Below are 12,886 nucleotides of genomic sequence, written 5' to 3'. Positions count from 1 at the left end.
GATTCCCGCTCCTCCATCACCCAACCACTCCATCAACAAATCGCCCCATGGCCGTGCCCTGGTACGAAGACTGGTTCGACTCCGAGGCGTACGAACTCGTCTACGACCAGCGCGACCTCTCCGAAGCCCGCCGCCTCGCCGACCTCATCGAGCGGACGGTGTCGCCCGCGCCCGGCTCGGCGGTCCTCGACGTGGGCTGCGGTCGGGGGCGGCACTCGCGCATCCTCGCCGCGCGCGGCTACGCCGTCACCGGCGTGGACCTCTCCGAGACCGCCCTCCGCACCGCGCGCCAACGTGCCGACCGCGAGGGACTGACGGTCACGTTCCGGCAGGCCGACATGCGGCACCTCCCGTTCGAGGCCGCCTTCGACGGCGCCGTCAACCTCTTCACCACGTTCGGCTACTTCGAGGACGATGCCGAGCACCAGGAGGTGATCGACGGGATCGCCCGGTCGCTCCGGCCCGGCGGCTGGTTCGTGCAGGACTTCCTCAACGCGCCCTACGCCGTCTCCCACCTCATCCCCGACGACGAGCGCACGGTCGACGGCGTCCGCATCGCGCAGCGCCGCTGGGTGGAGGACGGCGCGGCCGGTCGCCGCATTAACAAAGAGATCACGCTCCACCGCAACGGAGATCGGCAGAGCGACCCACCCACCTTTACCGAGTCCGTCCGCCTCCTCACGCTCGGCGACTTCGAGCGGATGTACGCCGCCGCCGGGCTCGCCCTCCGCGCCACCTTCGGCGACTACGGCGGCGGCCCGCACACCCCCACCTCGCCCCGGCTTATTTTGTGCGCCCGCAAGCGGGCGGGTTAGTGGTCCGCAGTTCGTGGTCCGTTGCCCCCGAATGACCACGCAGCCACTAACAACTGACCACTAACCACGGACGACCCCTCATGCAAGACGCCATCCAGTACGCCCAGTCCCACGCCGACGCGTTCGTCGACCAGCTCACCGACTGGCTCCGCATCCCCTCCATCTCCACCGACGCCGACTACGACGCCGACACGCGCCGCGCCGCCGAGTGGCTCGCCGCCGACCTCCGCCGCATCGGCGTGCAGACCGTGGACATTATGGAGACCGGGGGGCACCCCATCGTCTACGCCGAGCACCACGTCGCCGACGACGCCCCGACCGTCCTCGTCTACGGCCACTACGACGTACAGCCGCCCGACCCGCTCGACCTGTGGGAGAGCCCGCCGTTCGAGCCCGTCATCAAAAACGGCGACATCGTGGCGCGCGGCTCGGCCGACGACAAAGGGCAGGCGTTCATGCACGTGAAGTCCGTCGAGGCGTACCTCCAGAGCGGGACCGCGCTGCCGGTCAACCTCAAGATGATGATCGAGGGTGAGGAGGAGAGCGGGAGCGTCCACCTCGCGCCGTTCATCGAGAAGCACAAGGACCTCCTCGCCGCTGACGTCGTGCTCGTGAGCGACACGTCGCTCTTCGCGCCCGGCGTGCCGAGCATCGCGTACGGCCTGCGCGGGCTGGCCTACGTCGAGGTCGAACTGAAGGGCCCGAGCAAGGACCTCCACTCCGGCGTCTACGGCGGCGGCGTCGAGAACCCGGTCAACGCGCTCGCCAAGATGATCGCCGACCTCCACGACGCCGACCACCGCGTCACCGTCGAGGGGTTCTACGACAACGTCCGCGATCTGAGCGACGAGGAGCGCGAGGCCTACAAGGCCCTCCCCTTCGACCTCGATGCGTGGATGGAAGAGGCTGGCGTCAAGACCACGAAGACCGAGAAAGGGTATAGCGCGCTCGAAGGCACGAGTGGGCGGCCCACGCTCGACGTGAACGGCATCTGGGGCGGTTACACGGGCAAGGGCGCGAAGACCGTCCTTCCCTCGAAGGCTACGGCGAAGATCTCCTGCCGCCTCGTCCCGGACCAGGGGCCGGAGGAGATTACGAAGAAGCTCCGCCGCCACTTCGAGGCCCACGTCCCCGACACGATGACGCTCGACTTCCGCGACCTCCACGGCGGCCACGGCGCGATCGTCGACACGTCCGCCCCTGCGATGCAGGCCGCCGCCGACGCACTCGAAGGCGTCTTCGGCCAGCGCCCGCACTTCACGCGCGAGGGCGGCTCGATTCCCGTCGTCGCCGACTTCAAAAAGATCCTCGGGCTCGACACCGTGCTGATGGGCTTCGGGCTGGACTCGGACTCGATCCACAGTCCGAACGAGCGCTTCGGCCTCGACCGCTTCCACCAGGGCATCGAGGCGTCGATCCGGTTCATGGACGCCTACGCGAAGCAGGAGCGGTGAGAGCGGCGCTCCTCGCCCTCGTTCTGCTCGGCGCGGGGTGCGCGTCCCGCCCGCCATGGCCGCCCGACGCGGACGCTGCGCTCGCCGCCATCGAGGCGCGGATGCTCGCCGCACCCACGGCCCGCGTCGACTACCGCGTCACGGCCGACGGTGCATTCGCGGCCGAGTTCGAGGGAACGCTCGGGCTCGGCGTGCGCGGCCGGACGCTGCTCGTCGGCAACGGCTCGTTCGGCGGCGTGCCGCAGCGGCTGCTCCTCACGGCCGAGGACGACACGATGCGCGGGCTGCTCGCCGACTCGGTCGCGTTCGGAACGTCCACGCCGCCCGCGCTCCGCGAGGCACTCCTGCTCGGACTCACGCGGATGGGGCTGCTCCACAACCTCGCCCGTCTGACCGCAGGCCGCTCCCCGGACCACGCCGAGGCCGGGGTCGAGGGCTGGATCGAAGCCTTCGATGCGGCGTGGGGACCGACCGAGGAGATCGCGGGACGGAAGGCGAAAGCGCTCACCTTCACGCTCCGCGTCGCCGGCACCGACGCCGCCGACGTCACGCTCTGGCTCGACGCCGCGACGGGCTGGCCCGCCGGCCGCGACCAGACCGTCGCGTTCCCCGGCGGCACGATGACCGTGACCGAGCGCTACGGCGTGTGGTCGCTGCGCGAAGCACCCTTCCCCAACTGAAGCGATGTCGCCCGCTCGCGGAGCGCAGCACGGCTGACTTTCATCTCGCCGTCGGCGTCGCCCGGCCACGGGTGGAAGGCGACGGGGATCTTGAAGCGGGCGACCGTCTCGCCGAGCCCGTCGCGCCACGCCTCCGGCTCCCACGCCTCGGCATCGACGAACACCACCGGGCGCTGCCCGAACTCGGCGTCGGCGACGGGCACGACGATGGCGCGGTGTACGCCTGCGAGTCGGCCGAGCGCGGCCTCGACCTCTTCGGGCTGCACATTCTCGCCGCCCGAGATGAACAGGTGGTCCTTCCGCCCGACGACGCGGAGCATCCGCATGCCCTCCACCCCCGCCCACGCGCCGAGGTCGCCGGTAGGAAACCAGCCGTCGGCATCGGGCCGCTCGACGGCCTCGCCTTCGGCGTAGCCCGCGAAGAGCGTCGCGCCGCGGACGAGGATTTCGCCATCACCGGCCAGCTTCAGTTCGCGGTGCGGGAGCACGACGCCTGACGTGCCGAGCGCGTCGAGCGACGCGCCGGGCGACGTGGCGGCGACGGTCGAGGCCATCTCCGAGAGGCCGTACGAGGTCGAGATCGGGAGGCCGAGCGCGTGGGCGTCTGCGACGAGGCCGGGCGGGATTGCGCTGCCGCCGAGCAGGATCGCTTTCATCCCCACGAGCGCGTCTGCCCCGCCCGACTGGACGATGCGGAGGAGCTGCGTCGCGACGAACGAGGCGTGCGTCACTCCGTGCGCCGCTACCGTCTCCTCGACCGGAACGCCGCGAGTGGGGAGCACGACGGCGGCTCCGGCGAGGACGCAGCGGACGAGCACCGCGAGCCCGCCGACGTGGTAGAGCGGGAGATCGAGCAACCAGCGATCGCCCGGCCCGAATCCGAAGAACGCGACGGAGCCGCGCGCGCTCATGACGTGGTTGCCGAGCGTGTGGAGCGCCGCCTTCGGCGTGCCCGTGCTGCCCGACGTGAAGACGAGCGTCGCGGGCGCATCGAGCCGCCAGTCGGAGGGTTCGTGTAGAGACGCCCCGCCGGGGCGTCTGTACGACGTGAGGTATTCGGCCTCGATCACGTCGAATCCGCCCCACGCCGGATCCGGTTCGGCGACGAGCGTGCGGCAAGCGATCCGTTCGAGTAGCGCGGGCACGGCGGCGACGGGCTGCCGGGTGTTGAGCGGACAGACGACGATCCCGGCTCGGAAGGCAGCGAGGAGCAAAACGAGATAATCCACATCCGCCGAACGATACACGGTGAGCCGGTCGCCTCGGCTCAATCCGTGCGCGTGCAGCGCGGCGGCTATTCCGTCGACGCGGCGGTCGAGGTCGGCGTAGCTCAGCGTTTCGCCCGGTGCGATGACGGCGGGCGCATCGGGGCGCTCGCGTGCGGCGATGCGGACGGGATCGGGGATCGCGGTCACCACGGCTCGGGGATTTCGACGGCGCGCTCGGTGCGGAAGAACGCCGGCACGTCGACGGTCGGGCGGTCGAGCGGGAGGCGGGGCGTGAGCACATCGGCGGCGAGGCGGCGGTACGGGTCGAGCCCGGCTGGGGCCGCGCCCGTCGCGGCGGCGAGGGCGACGTGGCCGCGCATCGCGACGCCGCTCTCGAACGCCCCGCTGAGCACAGGCCGAATGCCGAGCGACTTCGCCTGCGCCGCGAACCGGAGCGTCCGCACGACGCCACCCAGGAGCGTCGGTTTGAGCACGGCCGCCGTCGCCCAGCCCTTCCCCTGCAACGCATCGGGCTCGGTGCCGACGAGTGACTCGTCGAGCGCGACGGGAAGCTGCGTGTCGAACCACAGCACGGGCAGGTCGGCCGGCTCGCGCAGCGGTTCTTCGACATAGTCGAGCCCGACCCCGGCGACGCCTTCGGCGAAGCGGACCGCCTCGTCCATCGTCCACGCCTGATTCGCGTCGAGCCGAAGCGCGATGTCGGGAAGCCGTTCGCGGAGCGTGCGGACGAGCGCAATCTCGTCGTCCAACCCGGCGCGTCCGACTTTCAGCTTCAGCGTCCGATAGCCCGCCGTTGCGAGCCGCTCAGCCTCGGCGGGCACGTCGCCCTCGCCCGTGAGGAGTGCGTTTACCGGCACCGTCACTTCGGGATCGGGGTGCATCGCTTGGGCGAGCGTCCGGCCCGATGCCTGCGCCGCGAGGTCGAACACGGCGAGGTCGAGCCCGAACCGCGCCGACGGGACAAGCCCGAGCGCATCGAGCGCGCGGTGGATCTCGGCGTTCGGATCGGCCCACTCCGGCCCCGGCGTCCGTCCGGCAAACACGTCCGTGGCCCGACGGATATCGGCGAGGGCTTCCGTCAGTGTCTCCGCGCTGAAACCGGGCAGCGGCGCGACATCGCCCCAGCCCGTGTGCGCGTCGTCGTCGAGCCGGACGAGCGCGCCCTCACGTGCGGTGTGCTCGGTGCCCTTCAGCGTGAGCGGCGCGGTAAGCGGAAGGGTGTAGCGACGGAGCGAGAGGTTCATCGGCGTAGTGGCGATGCAAAGGTAGAGACGCCCCGGCGGGGCGTCTTCGAGACACGGCGAAACGCCGATTTGACCGTAGAGACGCAGCATGCTGCGTCTACGGGATGGCACGGTGCCCCGTCAGAGCAGCCAACCGACGGAAAACAGCGCGCTGTAGACAAGCAGCAGCCGCGCCGTCGCCCCGAGGAGCGGGTTGAGGTTCCGCGCGTCGCGCTCGTCGCGGAGGGTGCGGACGGTCGGCAGCGCAAGCGGAAGGATGAGCACGGCCAGCATCGACAGCGCGTGCGCGCCCGTCCACAGCCACAGCGCGACGGGGACGAGCGCGGCGGCGGCGACGCACAGTGCCCACAGCCGGACGCCGAACGGCCGCCCGAGCCGGACGATGAGCGTCCGTTTGTTCGCCGCCCGGTCCTCGTCCACGTCGCGGATGTTGTTGACGAGCAGGATCGCCGTCGCCAGCAGCCCTGGGCCGAGCCCGGCGACGATCACGACGGGCAGCAGCGCGAGCGCCCCAGTGTCGCCGACGGCCTGCACGTAATACGTTCCCGCGACGGCGACCGGTCCGAAGAACGCGAGCACGAAGAGGTCGGCGATGCCGAGGTACGCGAGCGAGTAGCGCCCCGCCGTGTAGAGCCAGCCGCAGAGGAGCGACGCCACGCCGATCGCGACGATCGGCCAGCCGCCACGGATCATGAGGTACGTCCCCGCCGCGACGGCAAGTGCGAAGGCGATGATTGCCGCCCTCCGCGTCGCGACGGGCGAGACGAGGCCCGCCTGCGTCACGCGCATCGGTCCTTTCCGGTCGGCCGTGTCTGCGCCTTGCGCGAAGTCGTGGTAGTCGTTCGCGTAGTTCGTGCCGATCTGAATGAAGATAGCCCCGAGGAGGGCACACGCCGCGGCGAGCGCGTGGAACGCCCCCGCCTCCACCGCGAGGGCGATCCCGACGACGACCGGCGCGACGGCCGCCGGCAGCGTCTTCGGCCGCGCCGCCAGAAGCCAGATGCGGGCGGGCGGAAGGGAGAGTGGGGGAGACGCGGTCACGTCTCGGTCGGTCGCCACAGGTGCAGTTGGTCGAGGATCGCCTCGACGGCTCCCCGATCCGCCCGCTTGATCCGGAGGCAGAGCGCCCCATCGGCAGCGCCGGGGAGACTCGTGATACGGTCGAGGGGCCGGGTGCGGATCGTGAGCCGGTCGCTCAACAGGCCCTTTTTGTAGCGGACCTCGTCGAGGTCAGTCAAGTCGAGACGGTAGATTTTAGCGGGCAAACGGAGGAGGCCGACCACGGTCGTCTGCACCTCGAAGGTGAGGTCCTCCCCCTCCACGCGGAGCACACCCTGCGACTTCGCGAAGCCGTGGCCGACGTTCTCGATCTCGAAGGGCACACTGGGCATCGGGTTACGGCTTATAGCCGTCCTTGTCGAACTCGGGGGCGCGGCGGTCAAGGTACGCGTTACGGCCCTCCTGCCCCTCTTCCGTCATGTAGAACAGCATCGTCGCGTGACCGGCCAGTTCCTGCAGCCCGGCCCCCCCGTCCTCGTCGGCGTTCGCGGCGGCCTTGATCATGCGGATCGCGATGTTCGAGTTGGCGAGTATCTCTCTGCTCCACTGCACGTATTCCTGCTCCAGTTCGGCGAGCGGGACGACGGTGTTGACGAGGCCCATCTCGCGCGCCTCCTCGGCCGAGTACGGGCGGCAGAGGAACCAGATCTCGCGCGCCTTCTTCTGCCCGACGATCCGCGCGAGGTGCGCCGTCCCGTAGCCCGCATCGAACGAGCCGACCTTCGGGCCGGTCTGCATGAACCGAGCGTTGTCGCTCGCGATCGTGAGGTCGCAGACGACGTGGAGCACGTGACCACCGCCGACGGCCCACCCGTTGACGGCGGCGATGACGGGCTTCGGCATCCGCCGGATCCGTGTCTGGAAGTCGAGCACGTTGAGCCGCTGCGTGCCCGTCCCCTCCTCTTTGTAGCCGTGCTCGCCGCGGATCCGCTGATCGCCGCCGGAGCAGAACGCCTGATCGCCCGCACCCGTGATCACAAACACACCGACCGAAGGGTCGTCGCGCGCGTCGTCGATCGCGCGGATCATCTCGGTCACCGTCTGCGGGCGGAACGCGTTACGCACCTCGGGCCGGTTGATCGTGATCCGGGCGATGCCGGCGGTGTCGGTCTCCGCCGTGCCTTTTTCGTAGACGATGTCAGTGTAGCCGTCGGCGGCCTCCCACGTGAAGGGGCCGGAGACGGAGGGGCGGTCGGTGTTGTGGTGCGGCTTGGCCATCAGGTCAGGGCGGGTTGTGGATGGGGAACAGGGTCGCGGATGAAGTCGCGAACGAGCGCGGCGAAGAGCGCGGGCTGCTCGGCGTGGACGGTGTGGCCCGTCCGCACGACGAGGGGCATCACGGGCGGCCCGGCGACAGCCATCTCGAAGGCGAGGTCGGCGTACTTGCGGTCGCGGCTGCCGGCGACGGCGAGCGTCGGGATGGCGAGCCGGGGGAGGTCTTCCCACAGCGAGGGTTGCTGTCCCGTTCCGAAGCCTCGGAGGGAACGCGCGATCTCGTCCGGCCGGTTCCGCCGCCGCCGCTCGATGATCGCCGCGCGCACGTCGGGGTGATCCTTCAGCGAGGCGAACAGCGGCATTCGGTACCACGTGTCGAGAAAGCGAAGGAAGTCCCGCTCGATGGCGACGGCGCGGTCCTCGTCGAGCGCCCGGCGCTCGGCCCGCTCGGCCTCCCTCCGCAGCCCCGGCGACGCCGATTCGAGCACGAGCCGCGCGCAGCGCTCGGGATGCCGTAGCGCGAGGTACAGCGCGAGCCGTCCGCCCATCGAGTAACCCACGACGTGGCACCGCTCCACGCCGAGTGCGTCGAGCGTCGCCATGAGCGTCGCTGTCGTGCCCTCGGCCGTGTATGCCTCGTCCGGCAGGTCGACGGCCTCGCCGTGGCCGGGGAGATCGACTGCGATGCAGCGGAATGCGTCGGAGAGGTCGGCGGCGACGGCGTGCCAGTCATCGGCGGCGCCTATGAACCCGTGGAGCAGCAGCACGGCGGGTGCCTCGGCCGGGCCGGTGATCGTGTGAGGCAGCGTCGTCATGGCGTCGGAGCCGCGGAAGAGAGGGTGTCGGTGACGGCCGCCGCCGCGCGGGCGAGCAGGTCGGCGTGGAGGGCGCGGTTCGCAGTGCGGTCGGTGGGGACTTCGATGAGAGAAGAGGCGCCGCTGCGTTGCGTTCCGGCGAGCGCTTCCGCCAGCGCGGTGGGCGTCTCGGGCCGGGCGTACGGCAGCCCGAACATCCGGGCGGCGTGCTCGAAGCCGAGCCCGTGCGGCGTCCCGAAATACGGCTCAAAGAGCCGTTCGTTCTGCGCGATCGGCAGGAAATGGAAAATTCCGCCGCCGTCGTTGTTGACGACGACGACCGTCACGGGCGGCTGCGCCGGGTCGCGGAGAAGCGCGAGCGAGTTGAGGTCGTGCAGGAGGGCGAGGTCGCCGATCAGCAGGGTGACCGGCGTGCCGAGCCCGCGCGCCACCCCCGCCGCCGTCGCCACGGTCCCGTCGATCCCGCTCGCCCCCCGGTTCGAGACGACGAGCGGCGGGTCGTCGTCGTAGGGACTCGCGAAACTGTCGGCGTCGCGGACGGGCATGCTCGCGGCGAGGACGAGCCCGTGCCCGGCGTGTGCTGCGTGGCCGGCAGCGAGCCGCGCCGTGGCAGGCTCTGTAAGAACGGAGGAAGCCTCAATCCGTTGTGCAATCGCACCGAGTGCGGCATCGGACGCGGTACGCCACGCGTCGAGCCACGCCGGATCCGCTGCACTGGAATCGTCCTCAAACGCTTTGCAGAACGCCGTCACATCGGCCACCACGCGGTCAGTAACGAGGTGATGGGGGTCGAACCGGAAGGGATCGTCGCGGACGACAACAAACGTAGCCGGCCGGTGCCGTGCGAGGTACTGCCCGAGCCGCTTCGACGTGCTCCGGCCGCCGAGGTAAACGACCGCATCGGGGGCGTGCGCTGCGGCGAAGCCCTCGCTGCCGAGCGCGTGATCGAACCCGGCGCACGCCCCCATCGAGATCGTACCGAGCCGGACCTGGGAGGCGATATCCGGCAGGAGCGGCCAGTCGAGCGCCTCCGCGAGCATAGTGGCCCATGCTCCCTCCGCCCGCGTCCGCAGCCGCCCGGCCACGACGAGCCCGCGCTCGGCCGCGCGCAGTCGCCCGATCAGCCCCTCGATCTCGGTCGCTTCGACGGCCGACGGGGCGGTGTAGCGGGTATACGGCTCGACGCTGTCGGCCCATCGCTGCAATGCTTCGGGGATAGGCAGCGCCTTGTTCACTTCTGGCGCCAGCGGCTCGCGGAACATGCAATTGAGGTGCACCGGCCCCGCCGGGCGGCCCGTGGCGCGGTAGACGGCCTGGTCTGCCGTCGTCAGCACGAATGCCGGATCGATGGCCTCGGTCGGCACGGGTAGGTCGAACCGCCAGCGGACGTAGTCTCCAAAGATGGAAGGCTGCGGGATCGTCTGATTCGCGCCGGTGTCGCGTAGCTCCGGTGGCCGGTCGGCCGTGAGGAGGAGGAGTGGCACGCCGTCCACTGACGCCTCGACGACGGCGGGCAACCCATTCGCCACGGCCGTGCCGCTCGTCGTGATCCACGCGGCCGGCCGACCCGTCGCGCGGGCATAGCCGAGCGCACAGAACGCCGTTCCCCGCTCGTCGAAGTGGACGACGTGCTGGGCCTTCGGGTTCGCCGCCACAGCGGCTGTGAGCGGGGTCGAGCGCGAGCCCGGCGCGAGGCAGAACAGCCCGACACCTGCCCGCACGAGCTCTTCGACGAGGAGATCGGCCCAGCGTTGATTCGGGGACGGGGCAGCGGACTCGGACATCGCGGACGCGGGGTTCAGGCGTCGAGGCCGAGGACGCGGGCGAAGTCGCTGATCTTGTGCTCGATCTCGGCCCACTCCGCCCCAGCCTCGGAGCCGCGCACGATCCCGGCGCCGGAATAGAGCGCGAGCGAAGGCGTCGCCCCCTCCTGCACGAGCCCGGACCGGATGCCGACGGCGAACTCCGCCGCATCCTTCCCCACCCAGCCGACCGGCCCGGCGTACCAGCCCCGGTCGAACGGCTCGGCTGTCCGGATCATCGCGCGGGCCGCGTCGGTCGGCGTGCCGCCCACGGCGGGGGTCGGGTGGAGCGCGCGGAGGAGGTCGAGGCTGCGCACGTCGGACTTGAGTGTGGCCGTGATGCCGGAATAGAGGTGGCGCCCGCGCGCGAGCACCATGTCCGACGCCTCGCTCTCCACGTCAAGCGTCTCGCTGAAGGGGGTGAGCACGTTGCGGATCTGCTCGCGGACGAACCCGTGCTCGCGCTGATCCTTGTCGCTCATCCGAAGCTCGTCGCGGAGTTGCGCGTCGGCCGCGTCGGACTGCCCTCGTGGCCGGGTGCCCGCTACGGCTTCGCTGCGCAGCGCCGTCCCGTCGCGCCGGAACAGCCGCTCCGGCGAGGCCCCGACGAACGCGACGCCGGGCACGGGCTGGACCAGGAAGTGAAAGCACGCCGGCGTCGCCGCTTCAAGCCGCCGCGTGAGGGCGAACGGGTCAAGCGGCTCGTCGAACTCGTACCGCGCCCGCCGAGCAAGGACGACCTTCTGAAGGTCCGTCGATTCGAACGCATGCAGCGCCGCTTTAATGCTCTGCCGCCACCCTTCGGGACCGGGCGCATCGGTGCGGGCGACGGGGAGCGGAAGCGCCGCGCTGCGCGTTGCATCCGGCCACCGGATCCCTTCGATCTCGGCCACCACCCGCTCGACCTCGCGGGCATCGCGCGGGAGCACGAGGTTAGCGGCCAGGCGTGCCCGCCCGCCCGCTCGTCTCAACTCCACGCGGGGTAGCACGAACCGGGCTGCCCCGAACGCTTCCCATTCCGGATTTGCCGGCTGCAGTGACTCAAACCGAAGCCCACCAACGTACCGCACCCGCGACGAGGTCAGACGGTCTAACCTGCCCTGCACTTGATCCAGGGCCGCCGCTCCGGTTCCAGCGATCAGGTCGGCCACGCCTGTCCCAGCCAGTACCTCCTCCTCCCCACGCCCGTGCCAGTACAGCTTCGCGGGCGAGGTCTGTGCAGCCAGCCACGTCAACGGCTCGCACACCTCGGCCTCGACCTCAATGCATTCGACCCGCCATGTACCGGAGGCAGGTCCACGCTCAAGACGGCGGCGAACCCCGGCCGCGAGGCGGCGCACGGCATCAGTGCGCAGGGGGGTAGCAACGGGACAGGAGGGGTGGGGGCGAGCCATGCAGAACCAGAAGACGATGCAGCGGCGCGGGAGCGGTATGGTCTAAACGGGAGACGCAACAGACGGTTTCAGTAATTTATGAAAGCCGCAAGGATGCGAACACGCAAGGTACAACGCCCCTTCTCACCGAGGCGCACGGCATGGGGAGTCCTCACCGTATCCGCACCTCGGCGGATTTATATTGGAGTAGCCTGCCCGGGTGGCGGAACGGTAGACGCGACGGACTCAAACTCCGTTGGCCGCAAGGTCGTGTGGGTTCGATTCCCACCCCGGGTACAGAGGGAGTTGCACTTACTAACTGCATGCCGCGGATATGAAGAAATGAGGCCCGAGCACCGTACTAGTGCTCGGGCCTCGGCGATGAAAAGTCAACTGCGCTTACGGGAACGGGTTTTCCCCGGAGCCACAGTTGCCCCCAGTACTGCAGTCAAACGTCAGTCTCGCAAGCTTCTCGTGCTGGTCGAGTCGGGGCGCGACGAACGCCTTCTTCGGAGTGGATGCTTTGATTTTGATCTGGGTGGAGGGAGATTTCATGAGCACCTCGTGTTGGATGAGTTGAGAATAACTCCCGCAGTGGCTACCCTTCGGAAGTTGGACCAGCCGGTCGCTCGAGAGGACCGGCTGGCCTTATTGTGTAGAGTTTAGTTGAGCACCACCATCCGCCGAGCAACCGACAGTTCCGGCGTGACGATGCGGTAGATGTAGGTCCCGCTCGGCAGATCACGCGCCTCGAAGCTGAACGTATGCGACCCGGCCCCGTAAAGGTCATTCGCCACAACAGCGATGCGCTGCCCCAGCAGGTTATATACCTCGAGTAGCAACTCCGTTGACTCAGGCAACTCGACCGCGATGCTAGTTGAGGCCCGGAACGGATTCGGGTAGTTCTGGCCGACAGCGAAGGTACCGGGCAAGGTCGCCTCCGCACCTCGCGAGGCAGCGTCGCCCTCTCTCGTCAACGCGTCGAGCATACTGCCGCTCCCCACTTCGGTCGAGGCCATCCCGATATCCCCCCGAGCGCCGGTCCCCGAGTAGTCGAGGTCGGGGTCGATCACGGTCGCGTTGCAAGCGGAGGCGGCGATGAGCCCGTAGGTCCCCGTCTGCGTATTGTCGAGCCGCGTGATCGTGAAGTCGGCGCGGGGGGCGCCCGGCACGAACGTGTTCTCCGTCACCTCGACGTTG

Annotated in this window: 12 protein-coding genes and 1 tRNA gene; 4 read left to right on the top strand and 9 right to left on the bottom strand. The window is 69.8% G+C overall.

The window, feature by feature from the left end:
- Positions 1-53 precede the first annotated feature (53 nt).
- The 3 genes from ABJF88_12325 to ABJF88_12315 all read left to right on the top strand — a co-directional run bounded on the left by ABJF88_12325 (position 54) and on the right by ABJF88_12315 (position 2,949).
- Entirely contained in the window at positions 54-815 is a 762-nt protein-coding gene (locus ABJF88_12325; GenBank protein ID MEP0547711.1) for a class I SAM-dependent methyltransferase, read from the top strand.
- 80 nt (positions 816-895) lie between these two features.
- Positions 896-2,269, top strand: coding sequence for a dipeptidase (locus ABJF88_12320; protein ID MEP0547710.1), 1,374 nt, complete (start codon positions 896-898; stop codon positions 2,267-2,269).
- A complete protein-coding gene (locus ABJF88_12315) occupies positions 2,266-2,949 on the top strand; it encodes a hypothetical protein (GenBank protein ID MEP0547709.1) in 684 nt (227 codons plus the stop codon). Before ABJF88_12320 ends, ABJF88_12315 begins: the two co-directional genes overlap by 4 nt.
- On the opposite strand, the gene menE is transcribed toward ABJF88_12315, so the two are convergent.
- Genes menE through ABJF88_12275 form a run of 8 tightly spaced genes read right to left on the bottom strand, consistent with a single transcriptional unit; the run spans position 2,907 to position 11,707 of the window.
- Positions 2,907-4,364: an o-succinylbenzoate--CoA ligase gene (menE, locus tag ABJF88_12310; GenBank protein ID MEP0547708.1), complete on the bottom strand. Its 1,458-nt coding sequence runs from the start codon at positions 4,362-4,364 to the stop codon at positions 2,907-2,909. The genes ABJF88_12315 and menE overlap by 43 nt on opposite strands.
- Positions 4,361-5,512: an o-succinylbenzoate synthase gene (gene menC, locus ABJF88_12305; protein ID MEP0547707.1), complete on the bottom strand. Its 1,152-nt coding sequence runs from the start codon at positions 5,510-5,512 to the stop codon at positions 4,361-4,363. The genes menE and menC overlap by 4 nt, the downstream gene beginning before the upstream one ends.
- A gap of 30 nt (positions 5,513-5,542) precedes the next feature.
- Entirely contained in the window at positions 5,543-6,463 is a 921-nt protein-coding gene (locus ABJF88_12300) for a 1,4-dihydroxy-2-naphthoate polyprenyltransferase (protein ID MEP0547706.1), read from the bottom strand.
- Entirely contained in the window at positions 6,460-6,813 is a 354-nt protein-coding gene (locus tag ABJF88_12295; protein ID MEP0547705.1) for a hypothetical protein, read from the bottom strand. The genes ABJF88_12300 and ABJF88_12295 overlap by 4 nt, the downstream gene beginning before the upstream one ends.
- A gap of 4 nt (positions 6,814-6,817) precedes the next feature.
- Positions 6,818-7,699: a 1,4-dihydroxy-2-naphthoyl-CoA synthase gene (menB, locus tag ABJF88_12290; GenBank protein MEP0547704.1), complete on the bottom strand. Its 882-nt coding sequence runs from the start codon at positions 7,697-7,699 to the stop codon at positions 6,818-6,820.
- Complete coding sequence (menH, locus tag ABJF88_12285) at positions 7,699-8,511, bottom strand: 2-succinyl-6-hydroxy-2,4-cyclohexadiene-1-carboxylate synthase (GenBank protein MEP0547703.1); 813 nt, start codon at positions 8,509-8,511, stop codon at positions 7,699-7,701. Before menH ends, menB begins: the two co-directional genes overlap by 1 nt.
- A complete protein-coding gene (gene menD / locus ABJF88_12280) occupies positions 8,508-10,295 on the bottom strand; it encodes a 2-succinyl-5-enolpyruvyl-6-hydroxy-3-cyclohexene-1-carboxylic-acid synthase (GenBank protein ID MEP0547702.1) in 1,788 nt (595 codons plus the stop codon). Before menD ends, menH begins: the two co-directional genes overlap by 4 nt.
- 14 nt (positions 10,296-10,309) lie before the next feature.
- Positions 10,310-11,707, bottom strand: coding sequence for an isochorismate synthase (locus ABJF88_12275; protein ID MEP0547701.1), 1,398 nt, complete (start codon positions 11,705-11,707; stop codon positions 10,310-10,312).
- Between the two features lie 193 nt (positions 11,708-11,900).
- On the opposite strand from ABJF88_12275, the gene ABJF88_12270 reads away from it, so the two are divergent.
- A tRNA-Leu gene (locus tag ABJF88_12270) sits at positions 11,901-11,983 on the top strand.
- Between the two features lie 365 nt (positions 11,984-12,348).
- On the opposite strand, the gene ABJF88_12265 is transcribed toward ABJF88_12270, so the two are convergent.
- On the bottom strand, positions 12,349-12,886 hold a 538-nt coding region (locus ABJF88_12265), incomplete at its 5' end, for a T9SS type A sorting domain-containing protein (protein MEP0547700.1).

The organism is Rhodothermales bacterium, assembly GCA_039944855.1.
Classification (GTDB): domain Bacteria; phylum Bacteroidota; class Rhodothermia; order Rhodothermales; family JANQRZ01; genus JBBSMX01.
Note: the sequence above shows the minus strand (reverse complement) of the source record. Positions and strands in the feature narration are given on the sequence as shown.